Genomic DNA, 25696 nt, shown 5'->3' on the forward strand with positions numbered 1-25696 from the left:
TCGATCTTGAGTCAATCATCCACAAGCGGAAGCATAGGCTCACCACACGTCCCAGGAGGTTCCGCCGTGACGACCACTCCCCAGGCGGTCCGCAGGGCATCCCCGCGCGCCCGTCGAACGGTCACCCCGCCCGACCCGGCGCGCTCGTTGCTGCCAGACGCCGAGCCGGTCCGCCTGCTCGCCGAGAACGGCACGCCGCTGCCCGCCCGCGCCGACTACCCCGAACCACCCGCCGAGGTGCTGCGCGAGCTGTACCGCCGGATGGTGCTCGGCCGCCGCTTCGACACCCAGGCGACCGCCCTGACCAAGCAGGGCCGGCTCGCCGTCTACCCGTCCTCGCGGGGCCAGGAGGCGTGCCAGGTCGGCGCGGTCCTCGCGGTCCGCGACACCGACTGGGTCTTCCCCACGTACCGCGAATCGATGGCGCTGGTTGCCCGAGGCATCGACCCGGTCGAGGTGCTCACCCTGCTGCGCGGCGACTGGCACTGCGGCTACGACCCGACCGAGGTGCACACCGCACCGCAGTGCACCCCCCTCGCCACCCAGTGCGTGCACGCCGCCGGGCTGGCGTACGGCGAGGCGTACCAGGGTCGCGACACAGTGGCGCTGGCCTTCATCGGCGACGGCGCCACCAGCGAGGGCGACTTCCACGAGGGGATCAACTTCGCCGCCGTGTTCAAGGCGCCGGTGGTCTACTTCGTCCAGAACAACAAGTACGCCATCAGCGTCCCGCTGTCGCGGCAGACCGCCGCGCCGTCGCTGGCCTACAAGGGCGTCGGCTACGGCGTACCCAGCGAGCAGGTCGACGGCAACGACCCGGTCGCGGTGCTCGCCGTGCTCACCCGCGCGGTCGCCCACGCCCGCGCCGGCAAGGGACCGTTCCTGGTCGAGGCCCACACCTACCGGATGGAGCCGCACACCAACGCCGACGACGCCACTCGCTACCGCGACGGCGCCGAGGTCGACGCCTGGCGGGACCGGGACCCGGTCGCCCGGCTGGAGACCTACCTGCGCGCCCGCGGTGTGCTCGACGACGCGGCGGTCGCCGAGATCGCCGAGCAGGCCGAGGCGTACGCGGCGGACCTGCGGACCCGGATGAACGAGCAGCCCACCGTCGACCCGCTGAGCCTCTTCGACCACGTCTACGCCGAGCCCACCCCGCAGCTGATCGAACAGCGTGAGCAGGTCCGCGCCGAGCTGGCCGCCGCCCACGCCGAGGAGGGTGACGCCTGATGGCCACCACCATGGCGAAGGCGCTCAACACCGCGCTCGCCGACGCGCTCGCCGCCGACGACCGGGTCGTCGTCTTCGGTGAGGACGTCGGCGCGCTCGGCGGCGTCTTCCGGATCACCGACGGCCTCCAGGCCCGCTTCGGCGAGAACCGCTGCTTCGACACCCCCCTCGCCGAGGCCGGCATCGTCGGCTTCGCCGTCGGCATGGCCATGTCCGGCCTGCGCCCGGTGGTCGAGATGCAGTTCGACGCGTTCGCGTACCCGGCGTTCGAGCAGATCGCCTCGCACGTGGCGAAGCTGCGCAACCGCACCCGGGGCGCGCTGAGCGTGCCGATCGTCATCCGCGTGCCGTACGCGGGCGGGATCGGCGGAGTCGAGCACCACTGCGACTCGTCCGAGGCGTACTACGCGCACACGCCCGGGCTGAAGGTGGTCACCCCGGCGACTGTCGACGACGCGTACTCGCTGCTGCGCGAGGCGATCGAGGACCCCGACCCGGTGATCTTCATGGAGCCCAAGAAGCTCTACTTCGCCAGCGCCGAGGCGTCTCTGCCGACCCGCAACGAGCCGTTCGGTCGGGCCGTCGTGCGCCGGCCCGGACGCGACGCCACCCTGGTGGCGTACGGGCCGGCGGTGCCGGTCGCGCTGGAGGCCGCCGAGGCCGCCCGGGAGGAGGGGTGGGACCTGGAGGTCGTCGACGTGCGCACCATCGTGCCGTTCGACGACGAGACCATCACCGCCTCGGTCCGGCGTACCGGCCGGTGCGTGGTGATCCAGGAGGCCCCCGGCTTCGCGGGCGTCGGCGCGGAGATCGCCGCCCGGGTGCAGGAGCGCTGCTTCCACGCGCTGCACGCCCCGGTGCTGCGGGTCGCCGGACTGGACATCCCGTACCCGGCGCCGATGCTGGAGCACACCCACCTGCCCGGCGTGGACCGGGTGCTCGACGCGGTGGCCCGCCTCCAGTGGGACGACCAGCCGGACGCGCGTTGGGCGGCGGCATGACCATCGTCGAACGGACGCAGGTCTTCCTCCTGCCCGACCTGGGCGAGGGGCTGAGCGAGGCCGAGATCGTCGAGTGGCGGGTCGCCGTAGGTGACGTGGTCACCGTCGACCAGAGCGTGGTCGAGGTGGAGACCGCCAAGGCCGTCGTCGACGTGCCCTGCCCGTACGCCGGACGGGTGGTCACCCTGCACGGCGCGGCCGGCGAGGTACGCCCGGTCGGCCAGCCGTTGATCACCATTGCGCCGCTGGACGGGGGCGACGAGCCCGCCGGGCACGCCACCTACCGCGAGGAGGAGCGCGCCGGCTCCGGCAACGTGCTGATCGGGTACGGCACCGGGCACGGCAGCACCACCCGTCGTCGGCGTCGCCCCCGCCTGGCGGTGGCCCCCGAACCGGCTGACGCCGGCCCGACCGGCGCGGCTGCCGCGTCCGGCGAACCGGCACCGCCTACTGCCGCCCTGGTCATCTCGCCGATCGTGCGGCGGCTGGCCCGGGAGCACGGCGTCGACCTCGACACGGTGCGAGGCACCGGACCCGGGGGTGTGATCCGCCGCGCCGACGTGCAGGCCGCGCTGACCGCGCCCGCCGCCCGGCTCGCCGCCGTGCCGGACCCGCAGGTCGGGTCGGCCCCGGCCGGGGACGGCGACGTCATCGTCCCGCTGACCGGCGTCCGCAAGGTGATCGCCGACAAACTTTCCCGCAGCCGGCGGGAGATCCCGGAGGTGACCATCTGGGTCGACGTGGACGCCACCGGGCTGCTGGAGACCCGCGCCGCGATCAACGCCGCGATGCCCGACGCGCCGGTGAGCATCCTGGCCCTGCTGGCCCGGATCTGCCTCAGCGGACTGCGCCGGTTCCCGCAGCTCAACGCCCGGGTCGACACCGAGGCGCAGCGCATCGTCCAGTCCGCCGGGGTGCACCTCGGCATCGCCGCGCAGACCGACCGGGGGCTCCTGGTGCCGGTGCTGCGCGACGCCCAGCGGCTCACCACCGCCGAGCTGGCCGCCGAACTGGCGGCGACCACCGCCGCCGCCCGGGCCGGCAGCCTGCCCCCGGCCCGGCTGACCGGTGGCACCTTCACGCTGAACAACTACGGGGTGTTCGGCGTCGACGGCTCCACGCCGATCATCAACCACCCCGAAGCGGCCCTGCTCGGGGTCGGGCGGATCGTGGACAAGCCGTGGGTGGTCGACGGGCAGCTCGCCGTCCGCAAGGTGACGCAGCTCAGCCTCACCTTCGACCACCGGGTCTGCGACGGCGGGGTGGCCGGCGGCTTCCTGCGGCACGTCGCCGACTGCGTGGAGCGACCGGCGCTGCTGATCGCCGCCGTCTGACGCGTACCCCCTCGGCCCCGGCGCTGCTGATGCGGCGCCGGGGCCGGCGCACGTCCGGGGTCGCCGGCGGTGCCATCGAGGCCGGGGTTTCCCGGCGGTGCCATCGGGCCGGGTTTCCCGGCGGCCTCACCGGGAAGTCGGCCCCGCCGGAGCGCACCGAACGCGTCGAAGGGAGCCCGCCCGTGGCCGTGGCGAACGAGCTGCTACTGAACTCGGTCCGGGTACGACGGCCCGCCTCGGCCGGCGCGCCGCTGTACTGCGACGCGCTGGAGTACGGGCTCTCCGGTGACGGCGCGACAAACGACCAGCCGGCGCTGGCCGCCCTCGTGGACCGCCTCGGCGCCGGGTACGCCTCGGACGGACGGGCCCGGGTCATCTACTGCCCGCCGGGCATCTACTCGATCCGGGACGCGGGCACTGTGTGGCGCAGCGGCGTGTCGCTGATCGGGGCCGGCCCGGCGGCGACCCGGTTCATGCTCAGCAACGAGGGCAACCGGGCCGACCCGACGCCGTTGGCCTTCTGGACCACGGTGCAGCACGGCGCCGACCGGGATCGGCACATCGCCGACTGCACCTTCTCCGACTTCCAGATCGACGGCTCCGGCGTCGCCATGGCCGAGTACAACTACCTGGCCAAGGGCCTCGGCCTCCAGTACGTGGTGCGGGGCGTCTTCCGCAACCTCTACATCCACCACACCGCCGCCACCGGGCTGGGCTGCGACTTCCTCCAGGACTCCCTGATCGACGGCGTGGTGGTGGTCGGCTGTGGCCGACTGGACAACGGCGAGCAGATGGGCGGCGCCGGCATCGGGATCGGCATCGGCGGCTGGGGAGCGGTGGAACGGCTGACCATCGCCAACTGCACCGCCCTGGCCAACGGCACCAACGGCATCTTCCTGGAACTGCAGAAGGACTACTGGGCGCCGCCGCGCGGCTACCGCATCATCGGTTGCCACAGCCAGGGCAACCGCTTCGGCATCTCCGACTGGGGCGCCGACGGCCTGATCGTCTCCGCCTGCACCATGACCGGAAACCTGGAGACCGGGTTCGACGTGTCCGCGCAGGGCACCTCGTCGGTGGCCGGCCGGGGCGGGCTGCTCACCGACTGCGTCATCGACGGCAACATGTGCGACGGGGTCAGCATCGGCAACAGCCCCGGCCCGTACACCGTCCGGGGCAACCGGATCAGCGGCAACGGCCGGCACGGCTATCACTCGCACGACCTGGGGCGCGGCTACCGGGGCTCGATCCGGGACGTGGTGATCGAGAGCAACGAGTTCTGGGGCAACGGCCTCGACGCGATCCGGATCGACCACCAGATGACCGACGCGGTGCTGCTCAACAACCGGATCCGCAACAACGGACGGCAGTACGGCGAGGGCACCGGCGGTACCGGCGACGCCGTCCGCTACAGCGAGCGGTGCCTGGTGGACCGGTCGGCCAACTGGCCGCACGACGGGCACCGGGGCAAGGTACTGCGGGTCGGGAAGGCCGTGGCCATGGTGGCCTCCAACACCGGCGACGAACTCACCCTCGCCCCGGTCCGCCCGGACGCGTTCAGCGCGTGGAGCGGGGACGTGCCACCGCCGGGGTGTGGATACGAACTGGCCGCCGCACCGAAGGTGCGGGCCGGCATCACCGTCGACGCGCCGTTCGACTCGGCCACCATCCGGGGTAACAGGGTCTGGGACAACCACGACGACCCGACCCAGACGCACGGGCTGTGGATCACCGAGCGGGGCAGTTGCGTGGACTGCCGGGTCGAGGACAACGACCTGGCCGGCAACGCCGACGAGGGGATGCGACTGGACACCCCGCCGGTGGGCGGACGGTGGCGGGACAACCACGTGGACAGCGACTGGAGCTGACCGGCCGCCGGCCGCTGTCCGGAGGCCCCGCCGATGGCGCCGGCGAGATCTTGGAGCTGAACGACATGCGGCGGCGGCCGGAAGGATCCGGCCGCCGCCACTGTCGTGGTTGAGCTGATCAGCCGGCCAGACCGGCCACCGGGGTCGGGTCCAGCACCACCGTCGCCGAACCGGACTGAGCGGGTACGCCCGGGTCGGTCGGCGCGTCGGTGTACTCCGCGACGAACACCGCGGTCAGATTGTCCGCGCCGCTGTGCCCACCGTCCAGGAAGGTGGGGATGGACCCGGAGCAACCCGTCGAGGTGGAGAGCGGGTGCCCGTGCTCATCGTGCCCGAGCACGTAGGTGACCTTCACCCGGGAGCAGTCCACCGGCAGGTCGTCGGTGACCTTCACCTCGTACGCGACCGTCTGCCCGAACTGGAACGGCTGCCCGGCCTCCGGGGTGACGAACTCGACGATCGGCGCGGTCGGCCCGACCACCAGCGGCAGGGACGCCGAGGCGGACCGTCCGGTGCGGTCGGTGACCTTCAACGTCGGCGTGTACGAGCCGTTCTCCGGGAACGTCCAGCTCGCGTTCGCAGCGGTGCTGTCCACCGAGCCGTCCGCGTTGAAGTCCCACGCGTAGCTGAGCTTGTCACCGTCCGGGTCGGTCGTGCCGGCGCTGGAGAACGCGACGGTCAGCGGGGCCTGCCCGACGGTCGGCGTGCCGCTGATCTTCGGGATCGGCGTCCGGTTGCCGCGGACGAAGTCGATCCGGGACAGCTGCGCGTCCGGGTTCTCGGCGAAGTAGCCGTCGCCGTACTCCAGCACGTAGAGCGCGCCGTCCGGGCCGAACTCCATGTCCATCGGGTTGTCCACTACCAGCGACGGCGCCACCGGACGGATGTCCGTCACGTCGCCGTCCTCGTCGAGGCGGAGCTCCTTGATGTAGTCGCGGGACCACTCGTAGAACAGCGGCACCCCGTCGTAGTAGGCCGGCCAGCGGGTGCGCGACGTGCTGGTTCCGTCGTACTCGTACGCCGGGCCACCCATCGGAGAGATGCCGCCGGTGCCCAGCTGCGGGAACTCGGCCGAGGGGGCCGCCGCGTACCAGACCTCCGGCTGCTCGACCGGCGGCAGCACGCGCTTGCCGGTGTTGTGCGGTGAGTCGTTGACCGGGCGCTTGCAGTTGAACTTGGCGCCGGACTCGCCGGTGGCGAAGTCGTAGTCGCGGTAGGCGATCGTCGGCGTCACGCAGTACGGCCAGCCGTAGTTGGCCGGCTTGTCGACGAGCATCCACCGGCCGTGCCCGGCCGGCCCACGCTCCGGGTTCGGGCTGGAGGCGTCCGGGGAGTAGTCGCCCACGTACACGTCGTCGGTACGCCTGTCGACGGCGAACCGGAATGCGTTGCGCAGCCCCATCGCGTAGATCTCCGGGCGGGTCTGCGCCGTGCCGGGCTTGAACAGGTTGCCGGCCGGCACCGTGTAACCACCACCGGCCTTCACCTTGATGCGCAGCAGCTTGCCGCGCAGGTCGTTGGTGTTGGCCGAGGTGCGCTGGGCGTCGTACGCCGGGTGGCGGTCGGCCCGCTCGTCGATCGGGATGTAGCCGTCGGAGGCGAACGGGTTGGTGTCGTCACCGGTCGACAGGTACAGGTTGCCCTTGCTGTCGAAGTCGATCTGGCCGCCGACGTGGCAGCAGATGCCCCGGTCGGTGGGCACGTCGATGATCTGCTGCTCGCTGGCGAGGTTCAGCTTCATCCCGTCCAGCTTGAACCGGGACAGCCGCAACGCGCCCTTGAATCGCTGCCAGTCCGCCTCGGTGCCGGTCTCCGGCGCGTCCCCCTCGTTGACGCCGGGGGTCGCCGGGTCGTCCACCGGAGTGTCCATCGGCGGGGAGTAGTAGAGGTACACCCACTTGTTCTGGGCGAAGTTCGGGTCGATGGCGACGCCCTGCAACCCCTCCTCGTCGTGCTCGTACACCGGAATGTCGGCGGCGAGGGTGTTCAGCCCGGTGCGCGGGTCGTGGATGCGGACCTCACCGGTGCGGGAGGTGTGCAGCACCCGCAGGTCGGGCAGGACGGCGAGGCTCATCGGCTCGCCCGGGAAGTCGTTCAGTGTCACTTTCTGGAAGCTGCTGTCCGGCGGCGCGGCCGGCGCCGCGGACGCTGCCGACTGTGGCACGGCCAGACCGGCCGTCACCAACAGCAGGGCGGACGCGAATGCGGTCCTGTTCATCAGGTGAATCCCCCGGGGTGGTTTCAGTACCGAAGTGAGGCGAGATAGTCGAAGCCGACGCGAGCGGTGTCCAGGGCGTCGGCGGGGGAGCGCGGTGCGGTGCCCGCGTCGTCACGCTCCACGATGTACTCCTCGATGCCGGCCTCCCGCTCGTGGGCGAAGATGCGGCCGAAATCGATGACGCCGTCGCCGAGGTCGGCGAAACCACCCTCGACGTCGAGGTCCTTGACGTGCACCTGGCGGATCCGACCGCGGTTGGCCCGGATCACGTCGACCGGGTCGTGGGCGCCCCGCCAGGTCCAGTAGAGGTCGAGTTCGAAGTGGACCAACCGGGAATCGGTCTGCGAGCTGAGGATGTCGAACCCGGTCGCGCCGCCAGTCAGCGGCACGAACTCGAGCTGGTGGTTGTGGTAGCCGAAGTCCAGCCCCGCGCGTTCGGCGAGCCGACCGGCGCGGTTCAGGTCGCGAGCCAAGGCCCGGTAGACGGCGGGGTCCCGGATCGGCTGACCGCTCGCGTCCCGACCGAAGTACGGGTGGACGATCTTCTTGCAGCCCACCACGTTGGCGTCGGCGAGAGCCTGCTCCCAGGTCGCGGCGTCGAACGGCTGCGGGATGCCGACATGCCCGGAGGTGGAACGCAGGCCGGCCTCGTCGAGCGCGGCCCGGAACTGTGCGGCGGTGCGTCCGACGAAACCTGCGTGCTCCACTCGCCGGTAGCCGATCCGACGCAGCGCGTCCAGGGTGCCGGGCAGATCGGCGGCGAGCTGATCACGCAGCGTGTAGAGCTGAATGCTGATCCGGTCCACCGGCACCCGGCGGCGGCCCTGGGCCTGCCCGGTGGATGCGGCGGGCGCGGCGACGGCCGGGCCGCCGAGCAGGCCGGCGGCGCCGACAGCGGCCGCGGAGACGGTCGCGGCGCGCAGCACTCCACGCCGGCTGACCGGCTCGGACGCCGGGGTCGGCCCCGGTCGGTTGAGTTGTTGATCCATGGTGGTGGTCCCTTCCTGACGGCTGGTACGCCGTCGGCGGCGGTCGACCTGACTGCCGTCCGCCGGGCGCGCCGAACCGGCCGGAGGCGGGCTCCGGCTGGAACGGTGAGGGACGGCGCGGGTGCGGCCCGGACCCATCGGGGGGCGGAACGCGGCGACCCGGCAGAGGTGGCGGCAAGTTGATCGACGAATGGGCAACCCTCTATCTAGATCGAGACCTTACCCTTGCCTCCGGACGAAGGCAAAGCTTTGTCGCGTTCGCCGGAAGTTTCGCTTCAATTGACAAAAGTCCGCCCACGAGGTGCGCCACCCGGCCTGACCTTCTACTTCCCGCGCCGCCGCGCCGCCGCGCGCGCCATCAGCCCCGCCCGGCCCGGCCCGCCCCGGCGCCTGATCCACCCGGGGTTCATGGAAGTCGCGGCAGGGCGACCGGGATGCGGCGACTTCCTTGAAGTCGAGTCGATCATGAAGCCGGCCGGCCGTGCCACCGCCCCCGCCATTCGGACAGTCGACGTTGCGTCGCTCAAGCGGAGCAAAGCGCATGACACGGGTCGGTTGAACCCCTGTTCCGGCCAAGCGGAGCATTGTCGGAAAATGCGTCGATAAATGCGCCGCCGAGTATTTCCGAATGCCGCGAATGGTCCCCTCAAGCGGGCAAGAATGTGGCGGAGGGAAGTCGAAAACGGGGGGACTGAAACATGATGTCTAGGCGGCGATTGACGCTGTTGGCGGTAACCATCGCGGCGGCACCACTCGTCCTGGGTGCGTGCACCGCCGACCGGGGTTCGGCGACCGGCTCGGCCAAGAAGCACGCCGCCCCACCGGAGCTCGCTGTGACGCCGGGGGACAAGGCCCGGGACGTCCCGGTCAGCGCCGAGGTGGGCACCGTGGTCACGGGCGGGCGGGTCACCGGCGTACGCCTCACCGACGACAAGGGCAAGCAGGTCAACGCCGAGCCGCGCGAGGACGGCTCCGGCTGGGTGCCGAGCGCCCCGCTGCAACCACGACGGACCTACACCGCCGAGGTGACCGCGACCGGTGACTCCGGTGCCACCACCACCCGCACCACCACGTTCACGACGATGGCCAAATCGACCAGGCCGCAGATCACCAGCACCCTCTATTTCAACGGTAATCGGACGTACGGCACGGCGATGCCGGTAACGGTGGCGTTCGACCCAGGAATTCCGAAAGAGGCCAGGGCGGATGTCCAGCGGCGGTTGTTCGTAAAGACGAATCCGCCGCAACCGGGTGCCTGGTCGTGGCTTGAGGATGGAAGTCAGGTCTATTACCGGGCTCCCGATTTCTGGAAGCCGGGGACCACCATCAGTGTCCGGGCCGGTCTGGAGGGTCTGCCGATCGGAAAGAAACTGGTCGGCGACGCCGAGCGGACCGCGACCTCCAAGATCGGACGGCAGGTCTCGCTGGAGATCGACAACGCCACCAAGCAGATGACAGTGCTGCGCGACGGCAAGCAGGTCCGCCGGATCCCGGTGAGCCTGGGTAAGCCGAGCACACCGAGTTCCAGCGGCAAGATGGTGATCATGGAGAAGCACGAGCGGGTCACCTTCGACACCCGGGGTGAGCCGGACGGTGGCTACGTGGTCGACGTCGACGACGCCCAGCGCTACACCTGGGGCGGCGAGTTCATCCACTCCGCCCCCTGGTCGGAGGGGGACCAGGGCAACACCAACGTCTCGCACGGTTGTGCGAACGTCTCCGCCACCGCGGCCGACTGGTTGATGGGGGTGACGCAGGTTGGTGACCTGGTCACCGTCAAGGGCACCGAGGTGGAGCTACAGCCGGGCAACGGCTGGACCGCGTGGAACGTGAGCTGGGACGAGTTCGCCCGGGGCAGCGCCCTACCGGTGCCGCCCGGGCTCAAGCCCGCGCCGGTCGCCCCGGCGCACCCGGGCGCGGTGGCCGGCGGATCGCCCGCACCGGCGCCCTCGGTCAGCGGCCGCTGAGGCAGCACTGACGGCTTGACAGGGCTGGGCCGCCACGACGGCGGACCGGCCCTGTCGCCGCCCGCGCCCGTCACACCAGGGGTACCCGGCGGGACCGGCCCAGTCGCCGCCCCAGGCCATCACCCCAGGGGCACGCGAGCCACCCCGGACCCGGTCAGGCTGCCCAGCCAGAGGTGGTCGCCGTGCTGGCGTACCCCGGTGATCATCGAGTAGTGCCCGTTCGGACCGTGCAGCGTCCGGCGGACCGTTCCCCCGTCGTCGACCAGCGCGACCAGCCCGTAGCGGCGTGGCTGCGGCTGCATCGCGTCGGGCAGCAGGGCGGCGATCTGGCGCAGCCGCGGATGGGGCAGCAGCCGTTCGGCGATCGGCACACGCGGGCTGGGCAGCGCGATCCAGTACGTCCCGTCACCCACCGAGGCGAGATTGTCCGGGTACGCGGGCAGGTCGGCGAGGACCCGCACACCGCCGCTGAGCTCGACTCGCAGCAGGCGGTGGGTGCTGGTCTCCACCAGCATCAGCGCCGACTCGTCGGGGGTCAGCGCGATCCCGTTGGGGAAGTACAGCCCGTCGGTCACCACCTCGGTGCGGCCGCTGCCCGGATGGTGGGCCAGCACCCGACCGTTGGGACGGTGCTCCAGCAGGTCCCGCTTCCAGTGCGAGACCGGAAACCGGTCGGAGCTGTCGGTGAAGTAGATGGTGCCGTCACGGCCCACCGTCGCGTTGTTGGCCAGGTGCACCGGCGGTGCCGTTCCGGTCAGTTCGCGTACCGCGCCGTCCGGGGTGACCCGCAGCAACCCGCGGTACGCGTCGCAGACCACCAGGGCCTCGCCGGACGGGTCCAGCTCGATGCCGAGCGGACGGCCCCCGGTCTCGGCCAGCAGTTGGGGTGGGGTGCCGGCCCGCGCGTCGACCGGCCACCACCACAGCCGACCGTCCTCGTCGCCACTGATCACCCGCCCGGCGCCGTCGACCAGCACGTCCTCGGGGCCGACGGCGCCCGCGGGGAGGGGTAGCAACTCGGCCTCGTCGAGCCGGCGGTCGGTGGGGGCCCATGGCCCGGCCAGCGCCGGAGGGCTGGTCGCCGGCTCGCGGACGGGGCGGATCAGCCGGGGCGGCCGGGGCCGGGGGATCAACATCGACCTATTCTCCACCCGAATGCCGGCCGACCCCCGGGTTCCGGGCCCGCGCGGCGCGCCGCCCGAGCCCCTGACTCCACCCCGAGAGGGAGGTGGGGTACCTCGGGGTATGCCCCTGGGCGTACCCGGAATCACTCCGCGGAGGGGCGAAAGTGTCGGTGGTGGCGGCTAGATTTCTGGGCATGGAAGAGCACAGCGACCGGCTGGACGTGCAGGTCAGCGTGGGTGACCAGATGGTCCTCGTGCGGGTGGCCGGCGAGATCGACATCGCGACGGTGGCCGCGTTCCGGTCCGCGCTGTGGTCCGCGCCGGCCCGCCCGGTGCTTCAACTGGAGTTGTCCGGGCTGCGGCTGCTCTCCGCCGCCGGCGTTCGCACGCTGCTCGCCGCGCATCTGCGCGTGCGGGCCCGCGGTGGCGAGCTGGTCCTGGTCGACCCGAGCCCGGTGGTGGCGCGGGTGTTGCGCGTCACCGGGCTGCACCGCGTGATGCCGATTCTGGAGCTGACCTCGCCGATCGAGGCCGCGCGTCGCCCGGTGGTCGCGACCACGGACCTGCAACTGGCCGCCTGAACCCGGTCGACGAGGTGGGCCGCCACCGTCGCACCCGGGCGCGGGGCCGCCGGCGTGGGCCGGCGACCCCGACGATCGGTCAGTTCACTCCGAGCAGGTCGACGACGAAGATCAGCGTCTCGCCCGGCTTGATGACGCCGCCGGCGCCCCGGTCGCCGTACCCCAGGTGTGGCGGAATGGTCAGGCGGCGGCGACCGCCGACGCGCATGCCGGCGACGCCCTGGTCCCAGCCGGCGATGACCTGACCGCCGCCGAGCGGAAAGTCGAACGCCTCGCCCCGGTTCCAGGACGAGTCGAACTCGCCGCCGGTGGAGTGCGACACGCCGACGTAGTGAACGCTGACCAGTTGGCCCGGCTCGGCCTGCGGGCCGTCGCCCACGGTGATGTCCTCGATCACGAGGTCGGCCGGCGGTGCACCCTCGATCGGACCAACCTCGGGCTTGCCCGACTGGGCGCCTGCTGCCTGGGTCATGCGGGGATCTCCTGCCGTGTTGGGTGATGTGTCCGGTCACCGTCGATCCTGCCGTATCACCCGTCACCGATGTGTGGCGGACCCGCAACCTGCTCCGCGGCCCCCGTACGCCGGTCGTGCGCCGACGGTCCCGGTGGCGCTGCGGGCCCGGGCGGTGGGGCGACGCCATGGCGGGCCTCACCGGTGCCCGACCCGACTTCGTGCGACCGTCCGATGCCGGGTCGGGCGTTCACCTAGGCTCGGAAAGGGCCGGCCGGCCTGGTTGACGGGCGGTGCGCGGTGGTCGATGCGGAGGGCGTCGGTGGCTGAGGCGACGGTCGCGGTCCCGCTGTGGGCCTGGGCGGCGGTCGGCGCGGTGATCGCGGTGATGCTCGCCGTGGATGTGCTCCTGCACCGGGACAACCACGTCATCGAACTCCGTGAGGCACTGCTGTGGAGCGCCGTCTGGATCGGCGCGGGTCTGCTGTTCGGGTTGGTCGTCTGGTGGGGCCTCGGCGGTGACCCGGCCATCGCGTACTTCTCCGGCTACCTGCTGGAGAAGGCGCTCTCGGTGGACAACGTGTTCGTCTTCGCGCTGCTCTTCGGCTATTTCCAGGTGCCGTCGGGCTACCAGCACAAGGTGCTGTTCTGGGGTGTCGTGGGGGCACTCGTCTTCCGGCTGCTGTTCATCTTCGCCGGCGCCGAGTTGCTGGACCGGCTCGCCTGGGCCGGGTTCGTGCTGGGCGCGTTCCTGATCTGGACCGGTTGGCGGCTGGCCGTACGCGGAAAGCCGGAGGTCGACCCGGAACGCAACATCGCCGTCCGGCTGTTCCGGCGGCTGGTGCCCACCGACGCCCGCTACCACGGAGACCGGTTCACCGCCCGGGTGGGCGGCCGACGGATGGCGACGTTGCTGCTGGTCGCGCTCGTCGCCATCGAGGCCACCGACGTGGTCTTCGCCATCGACTCGGTGGCGGCGATCCTTGCCATCACCACCAACACCTTCCTGGTCTGGACGGCCACCGCGTTCGCCGTCCTGGGCCTGCGCAGCCTCTACTTCTGCCTCGCCGGCCTGCTGCGCCACTTCGGCTACCTGCGGTACGGGCTCGCGCTGCTACTGGCCTTCGCCGGGCTGAAACTGATTCTCGCCGAGACGCCGGTGGGCAAGCTGCCGGTCTGGTTGACCCTGGCCGTGGTTCTGCTGACCCTGGCGGTCTCCATCGGCGCCAGCACCCTGGCCGCCCGCCGAACCGCTGACTGAGCCGCCGGGCCGCTGACAGGGGCGGCCGGGCTCGATGCGGGCGGTCACGTCGAGGTGCGCGGGCTGGCAGTCGGTCGTCGCCGCGAATCGGCGTACCGCGGCGCGAACGTGCTCGCGTACGCCGGTGGCCGACGCGTCGGCGGTGAGGTCCACCCGGATCCACACGTCGGGGCGCGGTGGCGCGCCGGTGAGCACCACGCGGGCCCGGCGTACCCCGGGGTTGCCGGTCAGGTCGCGTACCAGTGCGTCGGCGAGAACGTCGGTGGCGAGCCGGGTCCGGCCCGGCCGGCGTCCGGGGTGGCTCAGGGTGCCGCGCAGCGCGCCGTCCGGGCCCCGCAGCTCCCGGGTCAGCAGGCGCTGCCCGGCCAGCGCGAACAGCGCTCCGGCGACGGCCGCGGCCAGGGTGCTCCACGGCGCGGCGATCCGCCACCTGTCGACCAGCTCGGCGCTGAGCAGCACCGCCGCCGGGTCAGCGCCGGGCAACGTGCCGAGGCTGGCCGTCAGCGCGGCCCCGCCGCCCCCGACCAGCAGCAACGCGATGATGGTCCACAGCAGTCGGTGCCCGGCGTTTGTCACGCCGGCCGTCGCCGAGGCAGCAGCCGGACGTCGATCCGGGCGGGGCGGGGTGCGCTGAGGTGGCGCAGCTCCTGGCGCACGGCGAACTCGATCTCCGCCCGGGCCGCCGGATCGCCGGTCGCGCGGACCCGGGGGCGCCACTGGCCGCCGCGCCGTCGGACCCGGACCCGGGCGTGGCGGACGCCCGGCACCGCGCTGGCCGCGTCAGCGAGCCGCCGTTCCACACAGCGTCGGTGCAGGTGCCAGCCGTCGCGCTCGTCGGCGCGTAGGCGGACCGGCGTCCAGCGGCGCAGTTGGGCGACGAGGATGGCCAGGCCCAGCAGGAGGGCCCCGCCGGCCACGGCCCGGACGGTGGGGTCTCGCCACCGGGTGCCGCTGAGCGCGTCGAGCCAGCCGCTGGTGTCGAGCGGTGCCGGTCGGTGCACTGTGAGCAGCAACGCCTGGACGGCCGCCGCCGCGCCACCGAGAAGCAGGGCGGTTGCCAGCAGCAACGAGGCGACCCGGTTGGCGGTGCGCATCTCAGCCGTCCTCCGGTGTGGCGGTGCCGACGCCGGAGGAGTCGACGCCGGGGACGAGCAGGTCGTCCACGGTGACGGTCACCACCGCCACGCTGAGCCCGGTCTGGGCGGCCACCCGGTCGGTGACCACCGCCCGGACCGTCTCGGCGATCGTCGGCACGCTGTGCCCGTACCAGGTGATGAGGTGCAGGTCGAGTCCGACGGACCGGTCATCCAGGCGGACCGCCGCCGGGCGGACGACGGACACGCCCGGCACGAGGCTGGCCGCCTGCACCGCGATCCGCGCGACGTCCGCAATGTCGCCCGGGCGGCGTTCCGGACCGCTCGTCCCGGCGGCCGGTCCGGTGCCGGGGTTCGTCCCTGCGGACGGGCGGGTGGTCATCGGCGCCGCCGAGCGTCGGCGCGGCGGTCACCGAGACCGGTCACCGCGAGGTCGCCGTCGAGCACCCGGACGACCAGCCAGCCGAGCAGGCCGACGAGCACGGCGAGGGCGGCCACGCCGACGCCGGCGAGCGCCCAGACCGCCACGGCGAGGAACCCGGCGAGGAAGCCGAACTGCTGTCGCGACATGGTCACCTCCGGGCCGGTCCGGTACCGGCGGTCGGTGGATACACCTGGCGGCAGTCTCTGGAACGTCGGCGCTACTGTGATCCCGGTCACACAAGAAGTCGGTGGCCCATGATCGACCACCTAGACTCGGCCCGGCTCGACCGACCGGCGGATGGATCAGGCAGATGACGAGCATCGGGAGCGACGACCGCGGTTGGCTGCGGGCGATGCCCGCCGAGGCGGGGCGCGACGCGCTGCTCAGCCGCGCCGGCCATCGGGTCCTGCCGGCACGCCGGCTCACTGATCTGGTCCAGGGCCGCCCACCCGGCGTCACCGGCAGCCAGTGGACCTCGGCGAGCCGCGCCAGCTTCGACTTCGTGGTCCACGCCGCCGACACCGGCCGTCCGGTCGCCGCCGTGCAGATCGGCCCGGTGCCGTCTCCCGGCTCGGCGGAGCAGCGCGTCGAGCGACTCACGGACGCGGTGAGCGCGGCCGCCGGCCTGCCCGTTCTGCGGATCGGTTCGCCCACGTTGAACGCCGCCGAGCACGGCCGCCGCCTGGTCGAGTACGTGATCGACGCGCGCGCCTACGCCGCGGGCGGGCCGACCGCCGGCGGGACCGAACCGGCGCCGGTGGGCTTCCGGGACATCCTGGGCCGGCTGCCGGACGGACGTACCGGGCCGGTCAACGACCTCGGTGCGCTGACCCGCGCTGCGGCGGTCGAGGCGTACGTGGCCGGGCGGGTGGCCGACCCGATCGTGCGAGGACTGCACGTCCGCTGGGTGGACGGGCCGGCACAGGGGTGGAGTTGGGTGCAGGTACGCCCCGACGCGTGCCTCATCGAGCAGGTCTCGGTGACCGAACACCGCTTCTCCTGCGGCATCGACGCGGCCCGGCTGGCCGAGGATCTCGCCGCCGTCGCCGTGGGGGAACGACTGCGGGAGAACGCCGTCGCCGACCTGCTGTCACGCGCCGAGTGGACCGCGCAGATCGCCGCGCTGAGCCAGCGCCGCCACGAACTGGTCGGCGGGTTCGCCTTCGACCACCTCTGCGCCGACTGACCAGCGCCCCTTTTCACCTGCTGCTCCTGCTCCACACCGGCTCCGCGTCGGGTCGCGGCAATTTCCTGTGCGTCTGTTGAACCTTCCCGGCCGCCGCCCCGTACTCCTGCGCGAATGAACAGGATCTCCCCATCCGCGTCCACCGGGCGCGGGAGACGGTGCGGAAAGGGCATCGTCGGCCATCGACGCATTACCGGGTAGGTCACGGTGGGTCGCCACCGCGGCGTGCCACTCACATCCGTCGGTCCGCCGAGGGCAGAAATCCACTACCGGATCGAGAAGGAGAGCAATTCGATGCGCAGGTCCACTCGGGCGCGCCGGCCTTCCGGCAACGCGCGGAGCAAGCGTCTGCTGGCAGTTGTCGGCACGCTCGCGGTCTTCGGCGGAGTTGTCGCCGTGACTCAGATTTCGTCGGCCCAGGACCGGCGGACAAATAAGCCCCGTCCGGCTTCCGGGCAGTGCGTGGAGCCGAGCCCGGGCGCGACCGCGCCGACCGGTGGCGGTTCTACCAGCCGTACCTGGCAGAACGGTCGGTGGGTGCGTAATCACTGGGGTGACGGACAGCAGTCGGTTCCCGAGTGTGAGGACGGCAAGGACGGCACCGTGGGCACCGGCACCGCCATCGCCTGTCCGGATGTGGCGGCCAAACTGCCGCAGGTGCCGAACCGGGCTCGGGCCGAGGTGGACCGCAACCTCGCCCAGTTGCAGACCCAGATCGCCGAGGCGGACCGCCGGCTCGCCGCCGAGGGCAACAAGGGTGAGGCGTTCATCCGCAACGCGATCCTCCAGCCGTTGGCCGGCAAGCGCCGCGCCGTGCTGGACCGGATCACGACCGCCATCGACCGGGTCGGACCCCGGCCGCAGGGCCTCGCGCAGCTCGCCGAGTGCCAGGTGCAGCCCACCGGCGGCACGGGCGGCAACAACGGCGGCGGCACCACGCCCACCACCACCCCCGGTGGTGGCAACAACGGCGGTGGCAACAACGGCGGCGGGAACAACGGCGGTGGCACCGAGCCCGGCGCCGGGCTCGGCGTGCTCGCCAACGACTGCGACGAGAGCCGGCTCCAGCCGCACGACGGTTTCCAGAACGGCAACCGCTGCGTGAGCACCGAGTTCGGTGAGGTCGGCGCGGCGGCCAACAACCCGTCGCTGCTGATCACCCAGTTCCCCGAGCAGGTCGGCCAGAACCAGCCCTTCACCCTGCGGGTCAGTACCCGCAATCTGGTCCGGGACCGCTTCCTGGCCGCCGGTCAGGGTGGCTACTACGTGGAGAGCTCGCTCCTCAACGACCAGGGCCTGGTCCGCGGTCACTTCCACACCGCCTGCCGGATGCTGGACAGCCTGACCGCTCCGCCGGAGCCGCAGGAGGTGCCCGCGTTCTTCGTCGCGACCGAGGACGGCCGCGGTGGCGCCCAGCCCGACGAGGTGACGATCCAGATTCCGGGCCTGCCGGAGTCCGGTACCGCCCAGTGCTCCGTCTGGGCCGGTGACGGCTCGCACCGCCTGCCGATGATGGAGCGGGCCAACCAGACTCCCGCCTTCGACTCGGTGCGTATCGACGTCAACTGAGTTCACGTGCCAACGGCGGCCGGCCACCCGGGGCGACAACCCGGGGTGGCCGGCCGCCGCCTCGCTTCGGGTGCCTGGACAAACGACGGGGCCCCGCCGTTTCCGGCGGGGCCCCGTCGAGTCGCGTCAGCGGCTCTTGTACGCCTCGACGACCTCAACCGGGATCCGGCCGCGCTCGGAAATCTTGTAGCCGTTCTTGACGGCCCATTCCCGGATGGCCCGGTTCTGCTCCCGATCCATTCCCGCGCCGGTGGGTCGCCCCGGTCGCCGGACAGAACGGGTGCTCTCCACCGGACCGCGCCCGATCCGCCGACCCGCATTGATGTACGGATCGAGCGCCTTGCGCAGGACGCCGGCATTCTCGTCGGAGACATCGATCGTGTAGGCCACGCCGTCGAGACTGAACTCAACCGTCCGGTCGGCCTTCCCACCGTCGAGGTCGTCGGTCAGGACCGTGATTACTTTTCTCGCCATTGCCGATTACTCCCTGTGTGCGGCGGGATGTGTCCAAAGTCTGACCTACCACCCCGGTAATCCGCAACAATATGCCTTCCATTCATTCGGCGCGTCGCGATTCCGTTACCGAGCAAAACCGTGAATCGGTTCGGTGCGGAGGCTTCATTCCCCGAGGATGCCGCTGTGACCGGCGACGGCAGCCGCCTCGGCCCGGTTCGAGACCCGCAACTTGCGCAGCAACGCGGCGGTCATCCGTTTCACCGTCCGTTCGGAGACGTGCAGTTCTTCGGCGATGTCGACGGTGCTGCGGCCGGCGGCGATCGCTCGCAGCAGTCGCCGTTCCTCGCCGTCCAGGTCGACGGGCGCGGAGCGCGTGGGCCGCAGCATGGCGCGCAGCAGTTCGGCCGGCAGCACCGCCCAGCCGTCGAGGATCGCCAGCAGCGGGGGCAGCAGCTCCTCCGGTTCGCTGGTCTTCGGCAGGAACCCCTCGGCGCCGGCCCGCAGCGCCTCCACCGCTGGCCCGGGCTCGGCGGAACCGGACATCGCGACCACCCGTACCCGTGGGGTGGTCCGCCGGATCGCGGCCACCGCCCGGATACCGCCGGGCGGCGGCATGTGCAGGTCGACCAGGGCCAGGTCGGGGCAGCAGCTGTTGACGAGGGCCGCCGCCGCGGCGGCGTCGCCGGTCGAGGCGACCACCTCGGCGCGGCCGTTTGTGGTGATCGGGAGCAGCAACTCCAGGCCGCGGACGAAAAGGGGGTGATCGTCCACGACGACGAGTCGCAAGGTGGAGGCTCCCGGCATGTCTGCGCCGTTCCCCAGCGGGTACCGATCATGCGGGTTCGCACCGAACGAGGGGAGTCGGGTGGATGCGCGTACGGCACGGTTTGCGGGACCTGCTGCGAGGGTTGCGCCCCATTGAGCCGACACCCGGCGAGAGGCGACCGACGGCGGCCGATTCGGAATTGCTGCTGCGGGTGTTGTGCCACGAGTTCCGGACGCCGATCAGCACCCTGACCTCGCTGACCCGCGCGCTGGCAGACGAGCGTCGGGAGCTGACCGGGGACGACCGGCGGGCGCTCAGTGAGCTGGCCCGTGACCAGGCCGCCCACCTGCAGAGCCTGCTGCGCGACGCGACCGCCGGCACCGGCGTGCTGACGCCGACTCCGCAGCCGGAGCCGGCCGTCGCGCTGGCGGGCATCCTGCGGGAGGCCGCCGCTCTGGTGCCGGTCGGCCGTCGGCGGGCGCGGGCCACCCGGGGAGCGGCCTCCTTCCCGGTGCCGGCGGGACGAACTCGACAGGTGCTGGTCAACCTGGTGCAGAACGCGTTGCGGCACGGGCCGCCGGACGGACAGGTCGGGCTCTACGCCACGGTGCGCGGCCCCAGCCTGAGCATCCTGGTCACCGACGAGGGTCGGGTCGACGAAGCGCTGCTGGTCGCGCTGCGGCGTCCGGCGCCGGCCGTCGGGATGTCCGGTCTGGGCCTGTGGATCGCGCGGCAGCTCGTCGCGACCGACGGTGGAGCGTTGCGGGCGTACCGGCTACGGCCCCGTGGAGTGGCGCTGGAGGTGCTGCTGCCGATGGCTCGGCCGGTGCGCTGACCCGGGCGGGACACCGGTTGGCCCGCTCGGGTCATCGGGGCGGGAACGGCCTCGCTACCTGTTTTCCGGTACCGAGGAGGTTGGATGTTCAGCCACGTCAAGGATCTGCAGTTCGAAGCCAAGCCGGACGGCCCGGACGCGGCGTTCGCCCGGCGGTTGCAGGAGGTGCTGGGCGGCAAGTGGGGTGAGATGACGGTCGCCAACCAGTATCTCTTCCAGGGTTGGAACTGCCGGCTGCCCGGCAAGTACAAGGACCTGCTGCTCGACGTCGGCACCGAGGAGATGGGCCACGTCGAGATGATCGTCACGATGATCACCCGGCTGTTGGACAACGCGCCGCTGTCGCTGACCGAGGGGATCGCGGAGGATCCCGGAGGTGCCGCGACCTACGCCGGTGAGAATCCGGCGCACTTCATCCACGGCGGGGGTGGGGCCCTGCCCACCGACTCCAACGGGGTGCCCTGGAACGGCGCGTTCATCACCGCCAGCGGCAACCTGTTGGCCGATTTCCAGCTCAACGTCACCGCCGAGGCGCAGGGTCGGCTCCAGGTCGCCCGGTTGTTCCACATGACCGACGACCCGGGCGTCAAGCAGATGCTGCGCTTCCTGCTGGCCCGCGACACGATGCACCAGAACATGTGGCTGGCGGCGATCGAGCAGCTCAAGGAGGACGGGCTGGAGGAGATGCCGGTGCCGGAGGCCTTCCCGGACTCGGGTGAGTTCACCGAGGAGTACGGCTACACGTACCTGGGTTTCTCCTCGGGCACCGACGCCGCCCAGGGGCGCTGGGCGTCCGGGCCCTCGCCGGACGGCAAGGGCGAGTTCCGGTACGACGACAACCCGCGGGCGAACGCGCCGGAACCGGTGCTGCCTCCGGGTGACCCTCGGTTGTACGGCACCAACCCGGGGGTGGCCGGCTCGGTGGTGAACACGGTGAAGAGCAAGCTCACCTGAGGTGCCTCGTCGGGTCGCCCGCCGGTCCCGGGCGACCCGACGGACCGGGAGAAGAGTGGTCTGGGTCACAGGTCGGAACAAGGGGAACGCTTTGTTACTTGAGTGAGACACGCTCAACTCAACGCGATAGCAGGTGTTCGATGGCAACTCTTCCGGTACTTCCCCTGACCGACGCCGTGCTGCTGCCCGGCATGGTCATCCCGGTGACCCTCGACCCCACCACCCAGGCCGCGATCGACGCGGCGCGGGCGACCGGCGACCGCAAGCTGCTGGCCGTGCCGCGCATCGACGGCGAGTACGGTCCGGTGGGCGTGGTCGCCACCATCGAGAAGGTCGGCCGGCTGCCCGAGGGTGAGCCCGCCGCCGTCATCCGTGGCCTGTCCCGGGCCCGGATCGGCTCCGGCGTGCCCGGCCCCGGCGCCGCCCTCTGGGTCGAGGCGACCGAACTCGACGAACCCGCCTACGCCGGTCGGGCCCGGGAACTCGCCCGCGAGTACCGCGCCCTGGTGACCTCCGTGCTCCAGCAGCGGGGCGCCTGGCAGGTCATCGACGCGGTGGAGCGGATGACCGACCTCTCCGAGCTGGCCGACTCGGCCGGTTACGCGCCCTGGCTGACGCTGGAGCAGAAGACCGAGCTGCTCGCCGCGCCGGACGTCACCGCCCGGCTGGAGCTGCTGGTCGGCTGGGTGAAGGACTACCTGGCCGAGCAGGAGGTCACCGAGCAGATCAACAGTGACGTCCGCGAGGGGCTGGAGAAGTCCCAACGCGAGTTCCTGCTGCGCCAGCAACTCGCCGCGATCCGCAAGGAGCTGGGCGAGGACGAGCCGGACGGCTCCGCCGACTACCGGTCCCGCGTCGAGTCCGCCGAGCTGCCGGAGAAGGTACGCGAGGCGGCCATGCGGGAGGTCGGCAAGCTGGAACGGGCCAGCGACGCCTCCCCGGAGGCGGGCTGGATCCGTACCTGGCTGGACACCGTGCTCGAGATGCCGTGGGGCACGCGTACCGAGGACAACACCGACCTGGCCGCCGCCCGAGCCGTGCTCGACGCCGACCACGCCGGCCTGGCCGACGTCAAGGACCGCATCCTGGAGTACCTGGCGGTGCGTAACCGGCGTGCCGAGCGCAACCTGGGTGTCGTCGGTGGTCGCGGCTCCGGCGCGGTGCTCGCCCTCGCTGGTCCTCCCGGCGTGGGTAAGACCAGCCTCGGCGAGTCCGTGGCGCGGGCGCTCGGCCGTAACTTCGTCCGGGTCTCGCTCGGCGGCGTCCGCGACGAGGCGGAGATCCGCGGGCACCGGCGCACCTACGTGGGGGCGCTGCCCGGTCGGATCGTCCGCGCGTTGCGCGAGGCCGGTTCGATGAACCCGGTCGTGCTTCTCGACGAGGTGGACAAGCTGGCCGCCGGCTACGCCGGTGACCCGGCCGCCGCCCTGCTGGAGGTGCTCGACCCGGCCCAGAACCACACCTTCCGGGATCACTACCTGGAGGTTGACCTCGACCTGTCCGACGTGCTCTTCCTGGCCACCGCCAACGTGGTGGAGTCCATTCCCGGCCCCCTGCTGGACCGGATGGAGCTGGTCACCCTGGACGGCTACACCGAGGACGAGAAGGTCGCCATCGCCCGCGACCACCTGCTGCCCCGGCAGCGGGAGCGGGCCGGGCTGACCGTCGACGAGGTCGCCGTTGCCGACGAGGCTCTCGCGCTGATCGCGGGGGAGTACACCCGGGAGGCCGGCGTCCGGCAGCTCGAGCGGGCCCTGGCCAAGATCCTGCGTAAGGTGGCGGTGACGCTGGCGACGGACCCGACGCCGGCACGCGTGGGCACCGACAACCTCACCGGTTACCTGGGTCGGCCGAAGTTCACCCCGGAATCGGCCGAGCGCACCGCCGTGCCCGGCGTGGCCACCGGTCTGGCCGTCACGGGTGCCGGTGGGGACGTGCTCTTCATCGAGGCGACCAGCATGGAGGGCGAGCCGGGGCTGACCCTGACCGGCCAGCTCGGTGACGTGATGAAGGAGTCGGCGCAGATCGCGCTCTCCTACCTGCGCTCCAACGGGCGGCGGTTCGGCATCGACCCGAACGCTCTCGCGGGACGCCGGATCCACGTCCACTTCCCGGCGGGCGCGGTGCCCAAGGACGGTCCGAGCGCCGGCATCACCATGGTCACGGCCCTGGCGTCGCTGGTCACCGGTCGCCCGGTCCGCCCCGAGTTCGGGATGACCGGTGAGGTGACGCTCTCCGGCCGGGTGCTGCCGATCGGTGGGGTGAAGCAGAAGCTGCTCGCCGCGCACCGGGCCGGCCTCACCGAGGTGATCATCCCGGCGCGCAACGAGCCCGACCTGGACGACCTGCCGACCGAGGTGCGCGAGGCGCTGACAGTGCACACCCTGGCCGACGTCGCCGACGTGCTCGCCCTGGCGCTGCGCCCGGCCGACGTGAAGACGCTGGACGGTCCGGCGCTCTTCTCGGTCTGACGCTCCGACCGTTCGGGCCCCCGCCGTCTTCCGACGGCGGGGGCCCTTCGGTACGCGGGGGAAGGTCTACTGTCTCGTCTGCACCGTCAACCACCTCTCCGCCGCGAGGCGGCCCCCTGGAGGAACCCCAGTGAACGTGGTGCTCTGGATCATTCAGATCCTTCTCGCCGCCGTCTTCGCCGGCGTCGGACTGGCCAAGCTGAGCCAGCCCAAGGAGAAGTTGCGCGACGTGATGCGGTGGGTGGACCCGGTGCCGCCGTCACAGGTCAGGTCGCTCGGCGCGGTCGAGTTGCTGGCCGCCGCCGGGCTCGTGCTGCCGGCCGCCACCGGCATCGCCACAGTGCTCACCCCACTCGCCGCCGTCGGGCTGGTCATCGTCATGATCGGCGGCATCCTGGTGCACCTGCGCGCCCGCAAGCAGCAGACCACCCAGGACGGGCGTCGCACCGAGATCCAGGGCGCTGTCGCCTGCGCGGTGCTGCTCGTCCTCGCCGCCGTGGTGGCCGTTGGCCGTTTCGGCCCGTACGCTCTCTGATCCGCGTCGGCCAGCAGGCGACAATGCACAGTAGAGTCTGCCCGCCGCTCGAGGTGGCACTCAACGGGGGAGAGGCATGGAACCGATCGTGAGCGCACCTGGTGCGGTACCGCCGGCAGTGCCACAACGGTCAGATCCACCGGGCCGACGGTTGGGACGGCGGGTGCTCTTCGCCGGCGGCGCGGGCGCCGCGGTGGCGACGACGGTGGCCACCCTCGCCGGTGCCGAACAGGCGGGATCACCGCCCGTCACGACAGTGCGGGAGGCCCCGCTCAGCCTCCGGGACCCCCGGGTCGGCTGCCGGCTCGACGGCAGTGACGAGTCGGACAAGGTCACCACCGCGCTGAACCTGCTGCCGGCCGGTGGCGGGGAGATCTTCCAACCGGTGGGCGCACTCGGTCTCGGATCGGAGGTCCGCTTCCCGACGAGCGTGACCTGGACCGGCGAGAACATCGGCGCGGCGATCATCCAGCCGGCCCCGGGCTACACCGGTCGTCTGGTATCGAGCGGTAAGTACAACCAGATCTCCAACGTGCACTTCTACGGCATGCGGACCTCCGACGTGCTGTTGACCGTCCGCGGCCCCCGGTCGACCTTCCACCACCTGCACTTCGGCAACTCGGGCAGCCACGCCATCGAGTTCCTCGGCAAGGACGCGGACACCAGCGCCCACGCCAACAAGATCACCGATATCAACATCGAGGACTGCCTCGGCGTCGGCATCCTCGTGAACAAGGTCGCGTACGACAACGAGTTCCTCAACGTCTGGGTCGGTGAGTGCCAGACCGGGATACGGCTGCTGGACAGCGCCTGCTTCTTCGACAACCTGCACGTCTGGGGTTGCCGGGGCAACGGCGTGGAGCTGCGCGAACCCGCCCATCGAAACATCTTCCAGAACGTCTACCTGGAGTCGAACGGCACGAGTGGCACCGGCAGCGGCGCCGACCTGCGGCAGGTCTGGGGGACCCAGTTCATCGGCGGCCGGCTGTGGCGCAACGCCGCCAACGGTATCGAGGTCTCCTCATCCGGACGTACCCGGATCATGGGGCTCGACATCCACGACAACGGCGCGAACGGGATCCTCGGCCGTGACGCCGACCTGTGCCAGGTGATCGGCAACCAGTTCTACGACGACGCGACGCCCCGCCGCCAGGACCGACCAATCGTGACGGTCGGCACCAGCAACAACTGGATCGTCACCAACAACGTGATGCGGGCGTACGACCACCGGTCCGGTGGCGCGTCGCTGGCCGGGGCCAACAACGTGGTCAACGGAAACATCGGCTAGCGCCGGCGGGGCGGCGGGTGCTCGGCGTTTCTCCCGCCGCCCCGCCGGGCGTGTCGTCGGCGACCGTCGTGCCCCGGCGGTCGCCGACGGC

Annotated in this window: 23 protein-coding genes; 14 read left to right on the forward strand and 9 right to left on the reverse strand. The window is 71.8% G+C overall.

Annotated features, from left to right (window positions below; all coding sequences use genetic code 11):
- Positions 1–66: 66 nt before the first annotated feature.
- The 4 genes from pdhA to PSH03_RS09475 all read left to right on the forward strand — a co-directional run bounded on the left by pdhA (position 67) and on the right by PSH03_RS09475 (position 5436).
- Entirely contained in the window at positions 67–1233 is a 1167-nt protein-coding gene (gene pdhA, locus PSH03_RS09460) for a pyruvate dehydrogenase (acetyl-transferring) E1 component subunit alpha (RefSeq protein ID WP_372494725.1), read from the forward strand.
- Positions 1230–2234: an alpha-ketoacid dehydrogenase subunit beta gene (locus PSH03_RS09465; RefSeq protein ID WP_210784881.1), complete on the forward strand. Its 1005-nt coding sequence runs from the start codon at positions 1230–1232 to the stop codon at positions 2232–2234. The genes pdhA and PSH03_RS09465 overlap by 4 nt, the downstream gene beginning before the upstream one ends.
- Positions 2231–3568: a dihydrolipoamide acetyltransferase family protein gene (locus tag PSH03_RS09470; protein WP_372494726.1), complete on the forward strand. Its 1338-nt coding sequence runs from the start codon at positions 2231–2233 to the stop codon at positions 3566–3568. Before PSH03_RS09465 ends, PSH03_RS09470 begins: the two co-directional genes overlap by 4 nt.
- Before the next feature lie 188 nt (positions 3569–3756).
- Positions 3757–5436 (forward strand): right-handed parallel beta-helix repeat-containing protein, encoded by a 1680-nt coding sequence (locus PSH03_RS09475; RefSeq protein ID WP_238688988.1) that lies wholly within the window; start codon positions 3757–3759, stop codon positions 5434–5436.
- A gap of 118 nt (positions 5437–5554) precedes the next feature.
- On the opposite strand, the gene PSH03_RS09480 is transcribed toward PSH03_RS09475, so the two are convergent.
- Entirely contained in the window at positions 5555–7654 is a 2100-nt protein-coding gene (locus PSH03_RS09480; RefSeq protein WP_238688878.1) for a PQQ-dependent sugar dehydrogenase, read from the reverse strand.
- Positions 7655–7677: 23 nt separating this feature from the next.
- Positions 7678–8643: a sugar phosphate isomerase/epimerase family protein gene (locus PSH03_RS09485; protein WP_210784857.1), complete on the reverse strand. Its 966-nt coding sequence runs from the start codon at positions 8641–8643 to the stop codon at positions 7678–7680.
- A gap of 698 nt (positions 8644–9341) precedes the next feature.
- On the opposite strand from PSH03_RS09485, the gene PSH03_RS09490 reads away from it, so the two are divergent.
- Positions 9342–10610 (forward strand): L,D-transpeptidase, encoded by a 1269-nt coding sequence (locus PSH03_RS09490; RefSeq protein WP_238688879.1) that lies wholly within the window; start codon positions 9342–9344, stop codon positions 10608–10610.
- A gap of 119 nt (positions 10611–10729) precedes the next feature.
- Here the strand turns inward: PSH03_RS09490 and PSH03_RS09495 are convergent, their stop codons facing one another.
- Complete coding sequence (locus PSH03_RS09495; RefSeq protein WP_238688880.1) at positions 10730–11746, reverse strand: SMP-30/gluconolactonase/LRE family protein; 1017 nt, start codon at positions 11744–11746, stop codon at positions 10730–10732.
- 182 nt (positions 11747–11928) lie between these two features.
- Between PSH03_RS09495 and PSH03_RS09500 the strand changes: the two genes are divergently transcribed.
- On the forward strand, positions 11929–12315 hold the full coding sequence (locus PSH03_RS09500) for an STAS domain-containing protein (RefSeq protein WP_210784860.1): 387 nt from the start codon (positions 11929–11931) through the stop codon (positions 12313–12315).
- A gap of 79 nt (positions 12316–12394) precedes the next feature.
- On the opposite strand, the gene PSH03_RS09505 is transcribed toward PSH03_RS09500, so the two are convergent.
- Positions 12395–12787, reverse strand: a complete 393-nt coding sequence (locus PSH03_RS09505) for an FKBP-type peptidyl-prolyl cis-trans isomerase (protein WP_210784861.1) — start codon at positions 12785–12787, stop codon at positions 12395–12397.
- Between the two features lie 286 nt (positions 12788–13073).
- Between PSH03_RS09505 and PSH03_RS09510 the strand changes: the two genes are divergently transcribed.
- Positions 13074–14027: a TerC/Alx family metal homeostasis membrane protein gene (locus PSH03_RS09510; RefSeq protein ID WP_210784862.1), complete on the forward strand. Its 954-nt coding sequence runs from the start codon at positions 13074–13076 to the stop codon at positions 14025–14027.
- A 572-nt stretch (positions 14028–14599) separates the two neighbouring features.
- Here PSH03_RS09510 and PSH03_RS09515 read toward each other — a convergent pair.
- From PSH03_RS09515 to PSH03_RS09525, 3 genes are read right to left on the reverse strand one after another with little or no spacing between them, the layout of a single operon-like run.
- Positions 14600–15121 carry a DUF6286 domain-containing protein gene (locus PSH03_RS09515; protein ID WP_238688881.1) on the reverse strand — a complete coding sequence of 174 codons (522 nt, stop codon included), beginning with the start codon at positions 15119–15121 and terminating at the stop codon, positions 14600–14602.
- 1 nt (position 15122) lies between these two features.
- Positions 15123–15503, reverse strand: a complete 381-nt coding sequence (locus PSH03_RS09520) for an Asp23/Gls24 family envelope stress response protein (protein ID WP_238688882.1) — start codon at positions 15501–15503, stop codon at positions 15123–15125.
- A complete protein-coding gene (locus tag PSH03_RS09525; RefSeq protein ID WP_210784864.1) occupies positions 15500–15691 on the reverse strand; it encodes a hypothetical protein in 192 nt (63 codons plus the stop codon). The genes PSH03_RS09520 and PSH03_RS09525 overlap by 4 nt, the downstream gene beginning before the upstream one ends.
- A gap of 164 nt (positions 15692–15855) precedes the next feature.
- On the opposite strand from PSH03_RS09525, the gene PSH03_RS09530 reads away from it, so the two are divergent.
- Both PSH03_RS09530 and PSH03_RS09535 read left to right on the forward strand, forming a co-directional pair.
- A complete protein-coding gene (locus tag PSH03_RS09530) occupies positions 15856–16731 on the forward strand; it encodes a PDDEXK family nuclease (protein ID WP_210784865.1) in 876 nt (291 codons plus the stop codon).
- A gap of 294 nt (positions 16732–17025) precedes the next feature.
- Positions 17026–18300, forward strand: coding sequence for a hypothetical protein (locus PSH03_RS09535; protein ID WP_238688883.1), 1275 nt, complete (start codon positions 17026–17028; stop codon positions 18298–18300).
- A gap of 126 nt (positions 18301–18426) precedes the next feature.
- Here the strand turns inward: PSH03_RS09535 and PSH03_RS09540 are convergent, their stop codons facing one another.
- Both PSH03_RS09540 and PSH03_RS09545 read right to left on the reverse strand, forming a co-directional pair.
- Positions 18427–18774, reverse strand: a complete 348-nt coding sequence (locus tag PSH03_RS09540; protein WP_210784867.1) for a histone-like nucleoid-structuring protein Lsr2 — start codon at positions 18772–18774, stop codon at positions 18427–18429.
- Between the two features lie 144 nt (positions 18775–18918).
- A complete protein-coding gene (locus tag PSH03_RS09545; protein WP_238688884.1) occupies positions 18919–19527 on the reverse strand; it encodes a response regulator in 609 nt (202 codons plus the stop codon).
- Between the two features lie 98 nt (positions 19528–19625).
- Between PSH03_RS09545 and PSH03_RS09550 the strand changes: the two genes are divergently transcribed.
- The 5 genes from PSH03_RS09550 (at position 19626) to PSH03_RS32815 (ending at position 25605) form a co-directional block, all read left to right on the forward strand.
- Positions 19626–20357 (forward strand): sensor histidine kinase, encoded by a 732-nt coding sequence (locus PSH03_RS09550; protein WP_238688885.1) that lies wholly within the window; start codon positions 19626–19628, stop codon positions 20355–20357.
- Between the two features lie 84 nt (positions 20358–20441).
- Complete coding sequence (locus tag PSH03_RS09555; RefSeq protein ID WP_210784870.1) at positions 20442–21311, forward strand: manganese catalase; 870 nt, start codon at positions 20442–20444, stop codon at positions 21309–21311.
- A gap of 140 nt (positions 21312–21451) precedes the next feature.
- Positions 21452–23782 carry an endopeptidase La gene (gene lon / locus PSH03_RS09560; protein ID WP_210784871.1) on the forward strand — a complete coding sequence of 777 codons (2331 nt, stop codon included), beginning with the start codon at positions 21452–21454 and terminating at the stop codon, positions 23780–23782.
- Between the two features lie 130 nt (positions 23783–23912).
- A complete protein-coding gene (locus PSH03_RS09565) occupies positions 23913–24317 on the forward strand; it encodes a DoxX family protein (RefSeq protein ID WP_210784872.1) in 405 nt (134 codons plus the stop codon).
- Between the two features lie 88 nt (positions 24318–24405).
- Positions 24406–25605: a right-handed parallel beta-helix repeat-containing protein gene (locus tag PSH03_RS32815; protein ID WP_238688886.1), complete on the forward strand. Its 1200-nt coding sequence runs from the start codon at positions 24406–24408 to the stop codon at positions 25603–25605.
- The last annotated feature ends 91 nt before the right edge of the window (positions 25606–25696 follow it).

The sequence above is a fragment of the Micromonospora salmantinae genome, from assembly GCF_022230905.1.
Taxonomy (GTDB): domain Bacteria; phylum Actinomycetota; class Actinomycetes; order Mycobacteriales; family Micromonosporaceae; genus Micromonospora; species Micromonospora salmantinae.